The organism is Micromonospora sp. GCM10011541, from assembly GCF_042650725.1.
In the GTDB taxonomy this organism is placed as follows: Bacteria; Actinomycetota; Actinomycetes; order Mycobacteriales; family Micromonosporaceae; genus Micromonospora; species Micromonospora sicca.
Genome location: NZ_JBHSBP010000012.1, coordinates 47,040 through 63,390, shown reverse-complemented (window position 1 = coordinate 63,390; position 16,351 = coordinate 47,040). Strand labels below are relative to the sequence as shown.

Sequence of the window (16,351 nt, the reverse complement as noted above, 5' to 3'; positions counted from 1 at the left end):
GACGTGGCCCGCCTCGGGAGCAGCCGGCCCGGCGAGCCCGGTTCCGAGGTGCCCGTCTAGCGTCACGGGCATGACCACCAGGCCGCGCCCGTCGACGAAGCAGGCCCCGCGCGGCGGTCGGCTCCGGGCGGTCGGGCTGGTCCTCGGCGGGGCGCTGTCGGTGCAGTTCGGGTCGGCGGTCGCCGCCCTGCTCTTCCCGCGCACGGGGGTGGCCGGGGCGGTGACCCTGCGGCTGACCATCGGCGCGCTGCTGATGCTGGCGGTGTGCCGGCCGCAGCTGCGCGGCCACGACCGCGCCGACTGGGCCTCGGTGGTGGCCTTCGGGCTGGCCCTGGCCGGCATGAACTCGATCTTCTACCAGGCCATCGACCGGATCCCGCTCGGCCCGGCCGTCACCCTGGAGGTGCTCGGACCGCTGGCCCTGTCGGTGTGCACCGCCCGCCGGCTGGCCGCCTGGTGCTGGGCCGGGCTGGCCCTGGCCGGGGTGGCCCTGCTCGGCCAGGGCGGCTTCGACCGGCTCGACCCGGCCGGCGCCGCGCTGGCGTTGGGCGCGGGGGTGATGTGGGCCGCGTACATCCTCTGCTCGGCGCGGGTCGGCGGCCGGTTCCCGCGCGCGGACGGGCTGGCCCTGGCGCTGGCGGTGGCCGCCCTGGTCACCCTCCCGATCGGGCTGGTCGGGGCCGGCGCCCGGCTGGGGCATCCGGCCGTGCTCGGGCTGGGCGCCGGGCTCGCCGTGCTCGCCTCGGTGCTGCCGTACACCCTGGAACTGCTGGCGCTGCGCCGGCTGCCCACCGCGACCTTCGCCGTGCTGATGAGCCTCGGCCCGGCCATCGCCGCCCTCGCCGGCTGGCTGGTGCTGGACCAGGCGCTGCGCGCGACGGAGGTCCTCGCGATCGGTCTGGTGATCGCCGCCAGCATCGGCGCGGTCCGGGCCGGCGCGCCGGCCACGGCGATCGAGGGCGGCGACGGCACGACGGCAGCCGAGCGCCCGGACGGCTCCGCCGACCCGGGGCCCGAGGGTCGGCTCAGCCCAGCAGCCGCACCGCCTGCGGCACGGCGCTGATCCGCACCGGCAGGTCGAGGGCCCGCTCCCCGTCGGCGTACGTGGTGATGCCCTCGGCGTTCAGCTCCACGGTCCGCGCCCGGTAGCTGCGCACCAGCGGGTGGTCGACGTGCGTGCCCTGGTAGATGCGCGGCTTCACCCGCATCAGGGTGCGCCGGTCGAACCGTCCGCCGACCACCACGTCCAGCAGCCCGTCGGTCGGGTCGGCGTCCGGGCAGATCCGCATGCCCCCGCCGTAGGTGGGGCAGTTGCCCACCGCCACCAGCACGGCGTCGGGCGTCAACTCCTCGCCGTCGAGGCGCAGCGTGTACCGGCGCGGGCGCAGCCGGGCCAGCTCCACCAGGATCGCCAGGTCGTAGCGGCGCGGGCCGCGCGGCCAGCGCATCCGGTTGGCCCGCTCGTTGACGATCGCGTCGAATCCGGCGGCCAGCACCGCCCCGTACCAGCGGTGCCCGCCGTCGGGGGCGGTCATCCGGGCCAGGTCGACCGGGCGGGTCCGGCCGTCGCGCAGCGCGGCGGCGATCACGTCGACCGCGGCGAGCGGGTCGGCCGGGAAGCCGGTGTCGACCGCGAAGTCGTTGCCGGTGCCGGCGGGGACGGGGCCGAACGGCACGGCCGTACCGGCGACCGCCTGCAACGCCCGGTGGACGGTGCCGTCGCCACCCACCGCGACCAACGCACCGGCGCCGTCCGCGACCGCGGCGTGGCACGCCGCCTCCGCCTCCGCCGGGGTTCCCGCCGTCAGCACCCGCACCGGCCGGCCGCCGGCGTTCAGCCGCTCGAGCAGCCGGGGCAGCAGGCCACGGTGCCGGCCCCGGCCGGCGGTGGGGTTGGCGAGCACGGCGACGGGGCCGGGCGGAACAAGATCGTGCGCGGTCACGGCGAGCACCGTACGGTACGACCCACGGCCTCCACCAGGGGAGACGCCCCTGAACCCTGTGGCTGCGCCCGCACCGCACTGTCTTCCGGCCACCGGCCGCCCGATCTGTCCACGACGGAGGCGCCCGACCCGCGTTGCCGCGGGTCCGGCGCCTCGTCGTGCCGACGTGGTCAGAAGCTGATGCGGACCTTGAGCGCGGTGCGCTCGTCCATCGCCCGGTAGCCGTCCGGGACCTGGTCGAGGGTCACCGACCGGTCGAAGACCGGCGACGGGTCGATGGCGCCGTCCAGCACGTCGGCAAGCAGCTCCGGAATGTACGCCCGGGCCGGCGCGACGCCGCCGCCGAGCGCGACGTTGCGGCCGAACATCTGGCCGATGTCCACGCCGGCGCTGCCGCCGTGCGGCACACCGACGTAGCCCACCGCGCCGCCGTCGCGGGCGATGGAGATCGCGGTTCGCATCGACTCCTCGGTGCCGACGGCCTCCAGCACGGCGTGCGCGCCCAGCCCCTTGGTCAGCTCCTTGACCGCGGCGATCGCGGCGTCGCCCCGCTCGGCGACCACGTCGGTGGCGCCGAAGGAGCGGGCGATGTCGGTGCGGGCGGTGTGCCGGCCCAGCGCGATGATCTGCTCGGCGCCGAGCCGCCGGGCGGCGAGCACCCCGCACAGGCCGACCGCGCCGTCGCCGACCACGGCGACGGTGGTGCCGGGCCGGACCTGGGCGGCCAGGGCGGCGTGGTGGCCGGTGGACATCACGTCGGACAGGGCCAGCATCGCGGTGAGCAGCCGCTCGTCGCCGGCCGCCTCGGCGGGGAGCTTGACCAGGGTCCCGTCGGCGTACGGGACACGGACGGCCTCGCCCTGGCCGCCGTCGGAGCCGGGCTCGCCCCAGAAGCCGCCGTGCGGGCAGGACGTCTGCAGGCCCTCCCGGCAGAAGTCGCAGACCCCGTCGGACCAGACGAACGGCGCCACCACCAGGTCGCCCGCCCGGACCGAGGTCACCCCGGCACCGACGGCCTCGACCACGCCGAGGAACTCGTGACCGATCCGCTGCCCGGGCTGGCGCTTGGCCACCCCCCGGTACGCCCACAGGTCACTGCCGCAGATGCAGGCGAGCACGACGCGTACGACGGCGTCGGTCGGGGTGCGGACGGCGGCGTCCGGCACCTCCTCGACCCGGATGTCGTTCGGGGCGTGGATCACGGTGGCACGCATGAAGGGATGTCCTCCGGGTGGGCGGTGGTGGGCTGTCGGGCGCGGGCGGAGCGCCCCGGCGAACGCTAGACCCGGCCCCGAGCGGCCGCCAAGCCGCCCGGCCACGAGGGTGGCCCGGCTCACCGCCCAACCCGGCCCCGGTCACCCGCCGTCCAGGCGGGCCAGCCCGCTGCCGATCACGTCGATCTGACCCCACCGCCCGCGGACGTCCAGCAACTCCACCCGGCCGAACCGGGCCGGCACCCGCGGCACCATCATCAGGTGCTCCCCGGCGGGGTCCAGACCCAGCAGGGCACGCAGCAGCAGGAACGTCGCACCGGTGGCCAGCGCCTGCGGGCTGTTCGCCGTCGGATAGCGCACCGGGTAACGGGTCAGCTCTCGGGGATAGCCGGCGAACGCCTCCGGCATGCGGCCGTGGAAGTGGCGCGCCGCGTCGATGATCCCCTCGGCGATCCGGCCGGCCTCCTCGGCGAAGCCGTACTGGCGCAGCCCCCAGGCGATCAGCGCGTTGTCGAACGGCCAGACCGCCCCGACGTGGGATCCGAGCGGGTTGTACCGCGCCTGCCCCTCGGCCAGCGTCCGCACTCCCCAGCCGGAGAAGAGCCGGGGGCCGAGCAGGTGCGCGGCGACCTGTGCGGCCCGGGACTCGTCGACGATGCCGCTCCACAGCAGGTGTCCCATGTTGGAGGCGAGCGCGTCGACCTGCCGGCCGTCGGCGTCCAGCGCGAGCGCGTAGTAGCCCCGGTCGGCGATCCAGAAGTCCCGCTCGAAGCGCTCCCGCAGGGCCGCCGCCTCCCGTTCCAGCCGTTCCGCGTACGCCGGGTCGCCCCAGAACTCGCGGGCCAGCCGCGCCCCGCGCAGCTTCGCGTCGTACGCGTAGCCCTGCAGCTCACAGGTGGCCCGGGGCGGTTCCGGGAGCCGGCCGTCGGCATAGCAGATCGCCGCCGGCGAGTCCTTCCAGCCCTGGTTCTCCGGCCCGGTTCGCGTGTTGCGCCGCCGGTAGCGGACGTAGCCGTCGCCGAGGATGTCGCCGTACTCGTCGATCCAGTTCAGCGCCGCCCGGGCCTCTTCCTCGAGCTCCCGCACCAGGGCGCCGTCGCCGGTCCACCGCTCGTACTCGTCGAGCAGCACCACGTAGAGCGGCGTGACGTCGGCGCTGCCGTAGTACGGCGATTCGGGTCGCTCCTCGAAGGCCACCATTTCGCCGTAGCGGAACTCGCGCAGGATCTTGCCCGGCTCCTCGTCGCGGAAGTCGTCGAGCACCGCGCCCTGGTCGATGCCGAGCATCCGCAGGGTCGCCACCGCCAGCTCGGATGCGATCGGCAGCGCCTGGAAGCTGGTCAGGATGCTGTCCCGCCCGGTGATGGTGGCCACCCAGGGCAGGCCGGCGGCGGGCATCGTCTCGTCCGGGAGGGTGAGCGGGGAGTACCGCAGCGCGGCCAGGTCGACCAGACTCCGCTGGTAGGTGGTGGTCACCGCGTCCCAGTCACAGCTCAGCTGCGGCGCCCGGGCCAGCCAGTCCGCCAGGTCCTCCCGCTGCTCCACAGTGGTCCGCCGGGGGCGCCGGTCCAGCTGCTCCCGAACGTCCCGGCCGTCCGGCCGCAGCACCAACGCCCGGACCCGCAGGGTCGTCGTCCACTCCCCGTTCCCTTCCACCCGCACCGTGTACGTCAGCCCGTCCTCGTCGACGGCCGCCGGCTCACTGGTGGAGATCACCGTCTCCCGGTGGAACTTCTCCCGCCGGTAGCCCAGCCGCAGGCACCCCCCCTCCACGCGCCGGTCGAACCGTCCCACCGGCTTCCGCTCCTCGCCGACCGCGAAGATCGGCATGAAGTCGCCCGCCACGTCCAGCCGTACGGTGAACTCCACCGGATCTCGATCGTGGTTGAGCACGGTCAGCCGCTCCTCGAAGACGCCGCCGGTGATGGATCGCTCCCGGATCACCGAGGCCTTCGCGTCCACATAATGGGTGGGCTCGCCCGGCACCAGGAAGAAGCGCAGCGCGAAGTAGTCCCGTTCGGCGATGGAGAGCGGGTTCAGCCGGTCGCCGTTCAGCCGGAGCCGCCACCGCGACAGGAAGCGGGTGTCGAAGTCGAAGAAGCCGCACGGGTTGGCGACGCTCGCCTCGATGTCGCCGTTGCTCTCGCTGAGCACGAAGATGTTGCCGTCCAGCACCCGGACCAGGTTCGACTTCATGCCCGCTCCCGGCCGTCGCCGGCCACGGCGCGTGGTTGCCGGGTCACCGGCGGCGGCGCGGCGAAGAGCCGCTCCAGCAGGACGACGAAGCGGAACTGCCCCTCGGCAATGATGTCGTTGCGCAGCCAGGCCGTCAGTGGCTTCGCCTCGCCCCGCACCATCCGAAGGAAGAAGGCCCGGTCGGTGTGGATCACCGCGTCCGCGTCCCGCGCCTCCCGGGACACCTCCACCCGCCCTTCCGAGATGGTCAGGTGCCAGAGGTCGAGCCCGTCGTCCCCCGTCAGCTCGAACCGGACGGTGCCGCCGGTCTTGCGCAGCAGGCGCCCACAGCCGCCGGCGGCGAGCTGCTCGAAGAACGCTGTGATGGGATCCGACACCGCACCGCCTCCCGCGAGATCGCCGTCGGGGCCGGCGGCCCCGAGGTGGATAGTGGCGACCCGTGCGGCGGCGACGACCGATGCGTCCGTGCTCTCCGGCGCCGACCCAGCCTATCGCCGGGCCCGGACCGAAAGGTCGGGATCGGGCAACTGCCGGGGCAGTGCGGGGCCCGTGCGGTGGGCGGGCAGGATGGCGGGATGCGCCTGGTCTCCCTGCTGCCGTCCGCCACCGAGATCGTCTACGCCCTCGGCCTCGCTGAGGACCTGGTCGGGGTGACCTTCGAATGCGAGCTGCCGGCGGCGGACCGGGCCGGCACGACGGTCGTCGTGGGCGGCCGGGACACCCGCGGCATGAGTCCCGGCGAGATCGACGCGTACGTCAAGGGGCAGCTCGCCGCGGGCGCCGACCTCTACACCCTGCACGCGGGCGCGCTGGCCGGGCTCGACCCCGACCTGATCCTCACCCAGGACCTGTGCCGGGTCTGCGCCCTGCCCGCCGGGCGGGTGGCCGACGCCGTGGACCACCTCGGCTGCCGGGCCGACGTGCTGTCGCTCGACCCGTACACCCTGGAGGACGTGTTCGGCACCATCCTCGCGGTGGGGACGGCCGCCCGCGTACCGGATCGGGCGGAGGCCCTGGTGGACGGCCTGCGGGCGCGACTGGCGGGGGTCACCGCCGCGATGGCCGACCGGCCGCGGCGCCGGGTCGCGGTCGTGGAGTGGGTGGACCCGCCGTTCGGCGCCGGTCATTGGATTCCCGACCAGGTCCGGGCCGCCGGCGGCGAACCGGTGGCCGGCCACCCCGGCGCCCGCTCGACGCCCACCACCTGGGCCGCGCTGCGGGCCGCGGCGCCGGAGGTCGTGCTGGTCACCCCGTGCGGCTTCCACCTCGACGGGGCCGCCGACCAGGCCGCGGCGGTGGCCCCGCACTTCCCCGACGCGGAGGTTTGGGCCGTCGACGCGGACGGGCTGATCGTGCGGGCCGGTCCCCGGCTGGTCGACGGGGTCGAGGCGATCGCTGCGATCCTGCACCCGGACGCCGTGCCGGCGCCGCCGCCGGACCGCGTCCGTCGGGTGGCCTGAGCACGGCGCGGCCCGGCCGGTGTCCGGATCGGACACGGGCCGGGACCCGGTCACATCACCTGCACGTGCGGGATGCCGGCGCCGGCAGCGGATGCGCCGAATACTCGCTTGCCTTCCCGGAGGGCACCCGGCATGGTGGCGCCGTCGACGGGCACGGAGGTGGGCGGTGGATCTGCGAACCGCGCTGGACCTCGTCGCGGGCCTGGACGCCGCGACGGTGGTCCTGGTGGAGGGCGCCAGCGACCGGTGCGCCCTGCAGGCGGTGGCCGAGCGTCGCGGCCGCTCCCTCGACGGGGTGGCGATCGTCCCGATGGGCGGGGCCACCAACGTCGGCCACTTCCTCGAGCTGTTCGGCCCGCGCGGCCTCGACCGCAGGCTCGCCGGCCTCTACGACGCCGCCGAGGAGGGGTACATCCGACGGGGTCTGGAGCGGGCCGGCCTCGGCGCGGACCTGTCCCGGGACCGGATGGCCGACCTCGGCTTCCAGGTCTGCGTCGCGGACCTGGAGGAGGAGTTGATCCGCGCGCTCGGCACGGGCGAGGTGGAGCGGGTCGTCGAGGAGGCGGGGGACCTCCGGTCGCTCCGGCTCTTCCAACGGCAGCCCGCCCAGCAGGCACGCCCGCTCCCCCGGCAGCTGCACCGCTTCCTCGGCACCCGGTCCGGCCGGAAGAGCCACTACGCGGGTCTGCTCGCTGGCGCCCTCGACCCCGACCGGGTGCCCCCGGCGCTCGACCGCCTGCTGGCGCTCGTCTGACGCGGATCACCCCCCGGGTCGCCGGAAACGCCGGACGCCGCCCACCCGGGGCGGCGTCCGCGTCGGTGCTCCGGGAAGCCCGGTTAGGTCATGTCGTCGTAGCGGCGCTCGATCGGCGCGGGCGCGGCGACCGGCTCCGGCGCCCCGACCGGGGCGACCGTGTCGACCCGCTGCCCCGCCTCGACCGGCTCGGGCGTCAGGTCCAGCGGCGACACCTCGTCGTCGCCGAGGTCCGAGTAGATCTCGCGACCGCGCCCCCGCCGCCGGTCGTTGAGGAAGGCCACCGCTACCGCGCCGAAGTAGAGCGCGGAGAGGCAGATGGCCAACGCGGTCATGCCGAACGGATCGGGCGTCGGTGTGACCACCGCGGAGAAGGCGAAGAAGACGAAGATCGCCACCCGCCACCAGCCGAACAGCCGCTTCGCGCTGGCCAGCCCCACGAAGTTGAGCATGAGCACGATCAGCGGGAACTCGAACGCCACCCCGAAGAGCAGGATGAGATTCGTGACGAACGAGATGTACCGGGTGATGTCCAGTGTCGTGGTGATGTCACCGCCACCGGAGACGTTGAGCAGGAACTCAAGGCCCTTGGAGGTGACGAAGTAGGCCAGCACCGCGCCGCCGCCGAACAACGGCGCCGCCAGGCCGGTGAAGAAGTACGCGTACCGCCGCTCGTGCCTGTGCAGGCCCGGCGCGATGAACGCCCAGAGCTGGTACAGCCAGATCGGCGCCGCGATGATCAGCCCGACCCAGAGGGCCACCTTCATCTGCAGCAGGAACAGGTCGGCCGGCCCGAGCTGGACGAAGTTGCACGTGCCGTTGACGAGCCTCGCCTTCGGCAGGTCGCAGTACGGCTTCTGCAGCAGGTGCAGCACCGGACCGGAGAGCCAGACGCCGAAGCCGAAGCCGACCACGATCGCCAGGGAGGCACGGAACAGGCGGTTACGCAGCTCACGGATGTGCTCCATGAGCGTCATCGAGCCGTCGGCGGCCCGCTCGAAGGTGCTCGGGCCGCGCTTACGGAGCGCGAAGGCCACGGTGCTGGGCCCTTCGGTCAGTTGTCGCGGACGCGCTGCACCGGGTCGACCGGCGGGGCGACCGGCTGCTGCGGCTGGGCGTACTGCTGCTGCTGCGGGGGCTGCTGCGGCGCGTAACCCTGCTGCGGCTGCTGACCGGCGTACGGCGGGAGCGGCTGGTAGCCGGCCTGCGCGTCGGCCTTCTCGGCCAGGTCACGGTCGTCGTCGTGCAGGCTCTTGGTCTCGGCCTTGATGATCCGCAGCGAGCGGCCCAGCGAGCGGGCCGCGTCGGGGAGCCGCTTCGCGCCGAAGAGCAGGATCAGCACGACCACGAGTACGGCGATGTGCCACGGCTTGAGGGCACCCATGGGAAGCTCCAGTCGCTCTGTGTCGTTGAGGGGCGGACGCAGCCCATCGTACGTGCGCCGAGAGCGGTTGCCACCCCACCGGGCCTGTCGGTGCGGGCCCGGTCGGTGAAGTCTCGGCCAACCCGGAGTGTCCCGTCAACCGTCTGCGGCGGCGCGTTTCTGCGCGCAACGACCGCCGAACGCGCAGCTACCGCGCCCGGGACCGACGCCGATCGATCACTTTCCCCGCTTGGCCTTGATCAACGCCACCCGCTCCTGGGCGGTGGCGGCCCGGGCCTGCAGCGCCTCGGCCCGCTGCTGGAGCGCCTCCGCGGTGGACCGCAGCGCGTCCGCCTCGGCCTGACGCCCCTGCAGCGCCACCGCCGCCCGGCGCAGCCGGGGCAGCCGCGCCAGCACCGGCCGGACCGCCAGGCCCAGCACGACGAGCGCGAACAGCACCACCGCGAGCACGATCCAGGTCACCACGGCGGTCAGCCTACTGGGTGACAGTGGCCCCCGCCGGGTCGGCGGGCCGGGCCGGCGTCGCGTACGCGTCGAGCGCGGCCGCCGCCTGGGCGCGGACCTGCTCGGCCAGCTCCGCCGGGGCGACCACCGCGACGTCCGGGCCCAGCCCGAGCACGAAGCGGCGGGCCCAGCCCAGGTCGGTGACCCGCAGCGACACCAGCCACTGCTCGCCGTCGGCCTCGACCCGTTCGCACGGGTAGTACTCGGTGATCCACCGCTCGCCCCGGCCGATCCGCAGGGTGATCAGCGGCAGGTCCGGCGAGGGACGGAACACCCCGTCGGACAGGTCGTGCGGCCGGGCCTGCGGCGGCACCACGGCCCGCTCGTCCAGCTCGGTGACCGCGTCGATCCGGTCGGCCCGGAACAGCCGAACCGCCTCGGCCCGCCGGCACCACGCCTCGACGTACGCCCGGCCGCCCACCATCAACATCCGCAGCGGGTCGATGGTCCGCTCGGAGGTCTCGTCCCGGGCCGCGGTGTAGTAGGTGATCCGCAACGCGCGGCCACGCTCGACCGCGGCGCGCAACTCCCGCACGCGGGCGCTGTCCCCGGGCAGCCGGACCTCCACCGGGGCGGCCACCAGGTCGCCCGCCGCGTTCTCGATCTTGGCGAGGGCCCGCTCGACGGCCTCCCGGTTGGCCACCCCCGGGGTCTCCGCGAGCATCCGCAGCGCGACCACCAGGGCCAGGGCCTCGTCCGGGGTGAGCCGCAGCGGCCGGTCGATCCCCGCGTCGTAGGTGATGGTGACCCGGTCACCGTCGAACGCCATGTCGATCAGGTCACCCGGACCGTAGCCGGGCAGCCCGCACACCCAGAGCAGCTCCAGGTCCTCCCGCAGCTGCCGCTCGGTCACCCCCAGGTCACCGGCCGCCTCGGCGATCTCGATACCGGGCCGGGCCAGCAGGTAGGGCACCAGGTTGAGCAGCCGGGCCAGCCGGTCCGCCGAGGCGCGGCCGGCACGGGCCGCCGGCCGGGTCACCGGGCACCCCCGGCGACCGCCAGCTCGTCGTGCCGGGCGGCGATCTCCTTCAGCCGCTGGATGACCGCCTCGCGGACCTCCGGCGGGTCCAGCACCCGCACGTCCGGGCCGTACCCGACGAGCTGGCCGGCGAGGTAGTCCGGGTCGGCGTACGGCAGGACCAGCCGGTCGCCGTCCGGCCCGCTGGTGCTGTCCACCGCCCAACGGCGCAGCCCGGCGGCCCGGCCCGGGACGACCAGCACGCTGGCCCGCCCGGTCCGCTCCACCGGCCCCGACCAGCGGGCGACGTGGCTGATCAGATCCACCCCGGCAGGCGGCTCGTACGCCCCCGGCTGGCCGGTGACCCGGACCGCGCCGACCACCCGGGAGAGACGGAAGCAGCGGGTGGCCTCCCGGTCCAGGTCGTGGCCGACCACGTACCACCGGCCGCGCCAGCAGACGACGCCCCACGGCTGGAGCCGGCGACGGCTCGACGCGTCCCGGTCCGGCACCCGGTAGTCGAAGTTGACCTCCCGCCGGTCCCGGGCGGCGGCGGTCAACGGGGCGAACGCCGGGTCGACCGTCACCATCGGCTCCATGCCCAGGGTGGCCTGCGGGTCCACGTCCACCCCGGCGGCGCGCAGCTTGGCCAGCCCGGAGGAGGCGGCCGCGGCCAGGCCGGCGTGCTGCCACAGCCGGGCGGCGATGCCCACGGCGGCGGCCTCGTCCGGCTCCAGGGGGATGTCGGGCAGCGCGTACTCGCGGTGGGCGATCCGGTAGCCCGGCTCGGCGTCGAAGACGCTCGCCGTGCCGGTCTCCAGCGGGACACCCAGCTCGCGCAGCTCCGCCTTGTCCCGTTCGAACTTGCGCTGGAACGCCTCGTGGTCCTTGGCGTCGTCCGGATCGTGCTCGTAACCGGGCACGGTCGCGGCGATCTGCGCGGCGGTCAGGAACCGTCGCGTGGACAGCAGGCAGATCACCAGGTTGACCAGGCGTTCGGTGCGGGTCCGCGACACGTGCTGAACGCTAGCAGCCCGCGCGGCGTGGGCGCGCACCCACGCGGGGGCGGCGCGCGGAACGTCGCGGTCCGGGCGAGCCACGCCACACCCTCCCGCAGCGGCTCCGCACGCCGGGCGGGGGGCCGAAACCGGCCATAGGGTGAGCGCATGGCGGAAGCGGAAGCCAAGTCCGAGAGCGTCGGCACGGTCGTCGTCGCCGGCGCGGCCAACCTCGCCATCGCCGTCGCCAAGCTGGTCGCCGGGCTGATCTCCGGCTCGGCCGCGATGCTCTCCGAGGCCGCCCACTCCGTCGCCGACACCACCACCGAGGTGCTGCTCTACCTGGCGCTGCGCCGGGGCGCGCGGCCCGCCGACACCCGGCACCCCTTCGGGTACGGCAAGGAGAGCTACGTCTGGGCGTTCCTCGCCGCGATGTTCACCTTCGTCGTCGGCGCCGGCTTCGCCATCACCCACGGCGTGACCACGATCGTCGTGCACGAACACACCGGCGACTACCTGGCGTCGTACATCGTGCTGGCGCTCTCCTTCGTGATCGAGTCCGTCTCCCTGGCCCGGGCGGTCCGGCAGGTCCGCCGGGAGTCCCGCCGCTGGCGGGCCAGCCCGCGCCGCTACCTCCGGCTGACCGCCGACACCACCGTGAAGGCGGTCTTCCTGGAGGACAGCGCCGCCCTGACCGGTCTGCTGATCGCCGGCGCCGGCCTGGGGCTGTCCCACCTGACCGGCGACGAGCTCTACGACGGCGTCGCCTCGATCCTCATCGGCGTGCTGCTACTGGCGGTCGCCACCATCCTGGCCCGGAGCAACATCTCGCTGCTGGTGGGCCGCGCCGTCTCGGAACGCATGCACCGGCAGATCGAACGCGAGCTGGCCGGACTGCCGGCGGTCGACCGGGTCGACACGCTGATGACCATGCTGCTCGGCCCGGAGGAAATCCTGGTCGCCGCCAAGGTCGACTTCCACGACGCCGCCACCGGCGCCGACATCGAGGCGGCCGCGGACGAGGCCGAGCGCCGGCTCACCGACCGGTACCCGGAGATCGGGTACGTCTTCCTCGACCCGACCCGGTCGATGCCCGGCTCCGGGGGTGGACGCGCCCGCCGCACCCAGGACGAGGGGGATCGTCCGGCGGACCGGGAGCCCGGCCCCGGCGGCCAGGCCTGACCCGGGCACGACCGGCCCGGCGGACGGCGGATAGCGTGCCGGGCATGGTGCGATGGCGGTCCGGAACGGTCACGGCGGTGCGGCGGCGGTGGGCCGGCGCCACCGAACTCGACGTCGACCTGCCCGGCGGCGCTCCGATGCGCGCCCTGGCCTACCCGGCGCTGGTCGGCGACCCGCAGCCCGGTGACCGGGTGCTGCTGAACGCCGGCGCCCTGCTGATGGGCCTCGGCACCGGCGGGTACGCCCTGGTCGTCGCCCTGCCCGACCGCCTGCCGCCGGACCCGCCGCAGGCCCTCGACACCCGCGACGCCGGCCACCTGGTGAAGGCCCGCTACACCCCGCTGCAACCCATCCTGCTCGGCGTGGACGAGGAGGCCTCCCCGCACCACGACCTGCTCGCCGCCGCGGAGAGCCTGGACGGGATGCCGGTGGTCACCGCCGACCTGCACTCCGCCCTGCCGGCGATCCTCGCCGGGATCCACGCCGACGCCCCGGACGCCCGGGTGGCGTACCTGCTCACCGACGGCGGGGCGCTGCCCGCCTGGTTCTCCCGCACCCTCGCCGGGCTCGCCGACCACCTCGCCGGCACCGTCAGCGTCGGCCAGGCGTTCGGCGGGGACCTGGAGGCCAGCACCCTGCACAGCGGGCTGCTCGCCGCCCGGCACGTGCTCCGCGCCGACGTCGCCATCGTCGCCCAGGGACCCGGCAACCTGGGCACCGGCACCCGGTGGGGCTTCTCCGGCGTGGCCGTCGGCGAGGCCGTCAACGCCGTCGCCACGCTCGGCGGCCGCCCGGTCGGCTCGCTGCGGATCTCCGACGCGGACCCCCGCCCCCGGCACCGCGGCGTCTCCCACCACAGCCTCACCGCGTACGGCCGCGTGGCGCTCGCCCCGGCGGACCTGGTCGTGCCCGACAACCTGGCGCCGGCGCTGGCCGCGCAGGTGGACGCGGCCCTCGCCCCCCTCGCGGCGCGGCACCCGATCGTCCGGGTGCCCACCGACGGCCTCGACGCCGCGCTGCGCGCCACGCCGGTCACGCTGTCCACCATGGGCCGCGGCCTGGACGCCGACCACGCCTACTTCCTGGCCGCCGCCGCGGCCGGCCGGCACGCCGCCCGGCTCACCCGCTGACCGGCGGGGTCAGCCCGCCGCGTAGCCGTGCTCCACGAGGTGCCGGGCCCCCATCTCGTACGCCCGCGGGTCCTCCGGGGTGAACGCGGCCAGCCCGTCGACGTACCGGTTGTACATGCAGAACGCCGCCGCGATCAGCACCGTGTCGTGCAGCTCCAGGTCGGTGGTGCCCGCGGCCCGGGCGGCGTCGACCAGCTCGGCGGTCACCTCCCGGCCGCCGCGCTGGACGGCGGCGGCGATCCGCAGCAGCGCCCGCAGCTTCTCCCCCACCGGCGCGGCGTCCAGGTCGGCGCGCACCTGCTCGACCAGGGACCTCCCCGCCGGCAACTGGGCCGCCGCCGTCGCCGAATGGGACGCGCGGCAGAATCCGCAGTCGTTCAGGCCGGACACGTACGCGGCGATCAGCTCGCGTTCGCCGGGGCCGAGGGTGGGGTGCGGGGCGCGCAGCAGCGTCTCCGCCAGGGCGTTGAGCGGCCCGGCCGTCTCCGGACGGAACCGGGTCAGCCCCCGGATGCCGGGGTGCTGCCGCTCGTCGAAGCCGAGATCGATGTGTGCGATGACGTCACTCTCCCGTGTCCGTGGGCGTCCCGCCCCTTGATCAGCCTGATGGCCAACCGGGTCGACGCGCTCGCGGCCGGCGAGCCGTGCGACGAGGCGCCGGCGGCCAGCCTCAGCACCGCCCGGACGATCACCTCCGGCAGCGCCAGCCAGGCACCGAGATCCGCCCCTCCGTCCGTGCAGGAGGAGTAGCAGGAACCGCACGGCGTGTCGGTGAAGAGGTAGCAGCAGGCGCCGCACGGCGGCTCCGCGACCGGCATGTCCCCACCTACGATCGGCCCGGCGAAAGACATAGACGATCATGCGCGGAGCGACCTGTCAAGGAATCCGCCGGTCGGCGCGGGCGCGCGCTCCCGCCCGAACGCAGTCCCCGGGGAACCCTGAGGAGCGTCAGCCGGCGAGGAAGATCAGCGCCAGCCAGGCGCCAACGATCAGGACCAGCACCGCCGCCAACACCCACGTCGGCACCGTGTACTCGCCGCGGCGGTTGCGCTCGATCTCGTCGCGGATCTTCTCCCGGCGGCGGTCGATCCAGTTCAGCTTCTCGGTGCCGCTGTCACGGCCGGAGGGTTCGGAAGTGTTCATCGCGTCGCCAGCGTACCGGTGCGGTGGCGGCCGGCGCCCGCAGCACCGGCCGCCCGCCGTCACATGCTGGCGATCAGCCGCTCCACCCGCTCGTCGTACGCCCGGAACGGGTCCTTGCAGAGCACGGTCCGCTGCGCCTGGTCGTTGAGCTTCAGGTGCACCCAGTCGACGGTGAAGTCCCGCCGCTTCTCCTGCGCGTGCCGGATGAACTCGCCGCGCAGCCGCGCCCTGGTGGTCTGCGGCGGGGTCTCCTTCGCCTCGAAGATCTCCGGGTCGGTGGCCACCCGGTCCACCTCGCCGCGCCGCTCCAGCAGCCCGTACAGGCCACGGCCGCGCCGCAGGTCGTGGTACGCCAGGTCCATCTGCGCCACCCGCGGATGCGACAGCGGCAGGTCGTGCTTGCGCTGGTACCGCTCGATCAGCCGCAGCTTGGTCACCCAGTCGATCTCCCGGGCCACCGGGTCCAGGTCGCCCGTCTCCACCGCCCGCAGCACCCGGCCCCAGAGTTCCACCACCCGCTTCGCGGTCTGGTCACCGCCGCGCCGCTCCACGAACTCGGTCGCCTTGGCCAGGTATTCCTGCTGGATCTCCAAGGCGCTGACCTCCTTGCCGGAGGCCAGCCGCACCTTGCGCCGGCCGGTGATGTCGTGCGACACCTCGCGGATCGCCCGGATCGGGTTCTCCAGCGACAGGTCCCGCATCACCACCCCGGCCTCGATCATCCGCAGCACGAGGTCGGCGGTGCCCACCTTCAGCAGCGTGGTCACCTCGTTCATGTTCGAGTCGCCCACGATCACGTGCAGCCGCCGGTACCGCTCGGCGTCGGCGTGCGGCTCATCCCGGGTGTTGATGATCGGTCGGCTCCGGGTGGTCGCCGAGGAGACGCCCTCCCAGATGTGCTCGGCCCGCTGCGACAGGCAGTAGACCGCCCCGCGCGGAGTCTGCAGCACCTTCCCCGCCCCGCAGATCAACTGCCGGGTGACCAGGAACGGGATCAGCACGTCGGCGAGCCGGCCGAACTCGCCGTGCCGGGAGACCAGGTAGTTCTCGTGGCAGCCGTACGAGTTGCCGGCCGAGTCGGTGTTGTTCTTGAACAGGTAGATCTCACCCGCGATGCCCTCGTCGTGCAGCCGCTTCTCCGCGTCGACGAGCAGCCCCTCCAGGATCCGCTCACCGGCCCGGTCGTGGGCGACCAGATCGGTGACCGAATCGCACTCCGGCGTCGCGTACTCCGGGTGCGAGCCCACGTCCAGGTAGAGGCGGGCCCCGTTGCGCAGGAACACGTTGCTCGACCGGCCCCACGACACCACCCGCCGGAACAGGTACCGCGCGACCTCGTCGGGGGACAACCGGCGCTGCCCGCGGTAGGTGCAGGTGACGCCGTACTCGGTCTCGAGGCCGAAGATTCGCCGCTCCATGATGTGACATTAGCCGCCCGGGGCCCCCGATGGGCAGCGCTCAACCCAGCCGTCTCATCGGCGGCCG

At 74.5% G+C, this 16,351-nt stretch carries 17 protein-coding genes; 5 read left to right on the top strand and 12 right to left on the bottom strand.

What is annotated here, in order from left to right; genetic code table 11:
* Positions 1 to 70 precede the first annotated feature (70 nt).
* On the top strand, positions 71 to 1,063 hold the full coding sequence (locus ACFOYX_RS07290) for an EamA family transporter (protein ID WP_322440460.1): 993 nt from the start codon (positions 71 to 73) through the stop codon (positions 1,061 to 1,063).
* Here the strand turns inward: ACFOYX_RS07290 and ACFOYX_RS07285 are convergent.
* From ACFOYX_RS07285 to ACFOYX_RS07270, 4 genes are all read right to left on the bottom strand, one after another.
* Positions 1,026 to 1,952 (bottom strand): diacylglycerol kinase, encoded by a 927-nt coding sequence (locus tag ACFOYX_RS07285; protein WP_109803872.1) that lies wholly within the window; start codon positions 1,950 to 1,952, stop codon positions 1,026 to 1,028. The genes ACFOYX_RS07290 and ACFOYX_RS07285 overlap by 38 nt on opposite strands.
* 161 nt (positions 1,953 to 2,113) lie before the next feature.
* Positions 2,114 to 3,157: a zinc-dependent alcohol dehydrogenase family protein gene (locus tag ACFOYX_RS07280; protein WP_322440461.1), complete on the bottom strand. Its 1,044-nt coding sequence runs from the start codon at positions 3,155 to 3,157 to the stop codon at positions 2,114 to 2,116.
* Positions 3,158 to 3,298: 141 nt separating this feature from the next.
* The gene (locus ACFOYX_RS07275) at positions 3,299 to 5,353 is read right to left on the bottom strand and encodes a glycogen debranching N-terminal domain-containing protein (RefSeq protein ID WP_322440462.1); all 2,055 of its coding nucleotides are present in this window, start codon (positions 5,351 to 5,353) and stop codon (positions 3,299 to 3,301) included.
* Positions 5,350 to 5,730, bottom strand: coding sequence for an SCP2 sterol-binding domain-containing protein (locus ACFOYX_RS07270; protein WP_322440463.1), 381 nt, complete (start codon positions 5,728 to 5,730; stop codon positions 5,350 to 5,352). Before ACFOYX_RS07270 ends, ACFOYX_RS07275 begins: the two co-directional genes overlap by 4 nt.
* A gap of 198 nt (positions 5,731 to 5,928) precedes the next feature.
* Here ACFOYX_RS07270 and ACFOYX_RS07265 point away from each other — a divergent pair, with 198 nt between their 5' ends.
* A complete protein-coding gene (locus ACFOYX_RS07265; protein ID WP_322440464.1) occupies positions 5,929 to 6,813 on the top strand; it encodes an ABC transporter substrate-binding protein in 885 nt (294 codons plus the stop codon).
* A 166-nt stretch (positions 6,814 to 6,979) separates the two neighbouring features.
* Positions 6,980 to 7,567 carry an ATP-dependent endonuclease gene (locus ACFOYX_RS07260; protein ID WP_322440465.1) on the top strand — a complete coding sequence of 196 codons (588 nt, stop codon included), beginning with the start codon at positions 6,980 to 6,982 and terminating at the stop codon, positions 7,565 to 7,567.
* A gap of 83 nt (positions 7,568 to 7,650) precedes the next feature.
* On the opposite strand, the gene tatC is transcribed toward ACFOYX_RS07260, so the two are convergent.
* From tatC to ACFOYX_RS07235, 5 genes are all read right to left on the bottom strand, one after another.
* Positions 7,651 to 8,604 carry a twin-arginine translocase subunit TatC gene (gene tatC / locus ACFOYX_RS07255; protein ID WP_109803877.1) on the bottom strand — a complete coding sequence of 318 codons (954 nt, stop codon included), beginning with the start codon at positions 8,602 to 8,604 and terminating at the stop codon, positions 7,651 to 7,653.
* Between the two features lie 17 nt (positions 8,605 to 8,621).
* Positions 8,622 to 8,951 carry a Sec-independent protein translocase subunit TatA gene (tatA, locus tag ACFOYX_RS07250; protein WP_109803878.1) on the bottom strand — a complete coding sequence of 110 codons (330 nt, stop codon included), beginning with the start codon at positions 8,949 to 8,951 and terminating at the stop codon, positions 8,622 to 8,624.
* Positions 8,952 to 9,167: 216 nt separating this feature from the next.
* Positions 9,168 to 9,416, bottom strand: a complete 249-nt coding sequence (locus tag ACFOYX_RS07245; RefSeq protein ID WP_322440466.1) for a hypothetical protein — start codon at positions 9,414 to 9,416, stop codon at positions 9,168 to 9,170.
* A gap of 10 nt (positions 9,417 to 9,426) precedes the next feature.
* On the bottom strand, positions 9,427 to 10,434 hold the full coding sequence (locus tag ACFOYX_RS07240) for a YafY family protein (protein ID WP_322440467.1): 1,008 nt from the start codon (positions 10,432 to 10,434) through the stop codon (positions 9,427 to 9,429).
* Positions 10,431 to 11,429 carry a YafY family protein gene (locus ACFOYX_RS07235; RefSeq protein ID WP_109803881.1) on the bottom strand — a complete coding sequence of 333 codons (999 nt, stop codon included), beginning with the start codon at positions 11,427 to 11,429 and terminating at the stop codon, positions 10,431 to 10,433. Before ACFOYX_RS07235 ends, ACFOYX_RS07240 begins: the two co-directional genes overlap by 4 nt.
* A 150-nt stretch (positions 11,430 to 11,579) precedes the next feature.
* On the opposite strand from ACFOYX_RS07235, the gene ACFOYX_RS07230 reads away from it, so the two are divergent.
* Both ACFOYX_RS07230 and ACFOYX_RS07225 read left to right on the top strand, forming a co-directional pair.
* Positions 11,580 to 12,593, top strand: coding sequence for a cation diffusion facilitator family transporter (locus tag ACFOYX_RS07230; protein WP_322440468.1), 1,014 nt, complete (start codon positions 11,580 to 11,582; stop codon positions 12,591 to 12,593).
* Between the two features lie 44 nt (positions 12,594 to 12,637).
* Positions 12,638 to 13,723 (top strand): DUF3866 family protein, encoded by a 1,086-nt coding sequence (locus tag ACFOYX_RS07225; RefSeq protein WP_322440469.1) that lies wholly within the window; start codon positions 12,638 to 12,640, stop codon positions 13,721 to 13,723.
* Between the two features lie 9 nt (positions 13,724 to 13,732).
* On the opposite strand, the gene ACFOYX_RS07220 is transcribed toward ACFOYX_RS07225, so the two are convergent.
* The 3 genes from ACFOYX_RS07220 to pafA all read right to left on the bottom strand — a co-directional run bounded on the left by ACFOYX_RS07220 (position 13,733) and on the right by pafA (position 16,284).
* Complete coding sequence (locus tag ACFOYX_RS07220) at positions 13,733 to 14,281, bottom strand: carboxymuconolactone decarboxylase family protein (RefSeq protein WP_322440511.1); 549 nt, start codon at positions 14,279 to 14,281, stop codon at positions 13,733 to 13,735.
* A gap of 390 nt (positions 14,282 to 14,671) precedes the next feature.
* A complete protein-coding gene (locus ACFOYX_RS07215; protein WP_109803909.1) occupies positions 14,672 to 14,866 on the bottom strand; it encodes a hypothetical protein in 195 nt (64 codons plus the stop codon).
* Positions 14,867 to 14,925: 59 nt separating this feature from the next.
* Complete coding sequence (gene pafA, locus ACFOYX_RS07210) at positions 14,926 to 16,284, bottom strand: Pup--protein ligase (protein WP_109803884.1); 1,359 nt, start codon at positions 16,282 to 16,284, stop codon at positions 14,926 to 14,928.
* Positions 16,285 to 16,351 lie beyond the last annotated feature (67 nt).

Coding starts and splice junctions, on each gene's coding strand:
- ACFOYX_RS07290 (WP_322440460.1), top strand. CDS start 71: ATGACCACCAGGCCGCGCCCGTCGACGAAGCAGGCCCCGCGCGGCGGT.
- ACFOYX_RS07230 (WP_322440468.1), top strand. CDS start 11,580: ATGGCGGAAGCGGAAGCCAAGTCCGAGAGCGTCGGCACGGTCGTCGTC.
- ACFOYX_RS07225 (WP_322440469.1), top strand. CDS start 12,638: ATGGTGCGATGGCGGTCCGGAACGGTCACGGCGGTGCGGCGGCGGTGG.
- ACFOYX_RS07275 (WP_322440462.1), bottom strand. CDS start 5,353: ATGAAGTCGAACCTGGTCCGGGTGCTGGACGGCAACATCTTCGTGCTC.
- ACFOYX_RS07265 (WP_322440464.1), top strand. CDS start 5,929: ATGCGCCTGGTCTCCCTGCTGCCGTCCGCCACCGAGATCGTCTACGCC.
- pafA (WP_109803884.1), bottom strand. CDS start 16,284: ATGGAGCGGCGAATCTTCGGCCTCGAGACCGAGTACGGCGTCACCTGC.
- tatA (WP_109803878.1), bottom strand. CDS start 8,951: ATGGGTGCCCTCAAGCCGTGGCACATCGCCGTACTCGTGGTCGTGCTG.
- ACFOYX_RS07215 (WP_109803909.1), bottom strand. CDS start 14,866: ATGAACACTTCCGAACCCTCCGGCCGTGACAGCGGCACCGAGAAGCTG.
- ACFOYX_RS07280 (WP_322440461.1), bottom strand. CDS start 3,157: ATGCGTGCCACCGTGATCCACGCCCCGAACGACATCCGGGTCGAGGAG.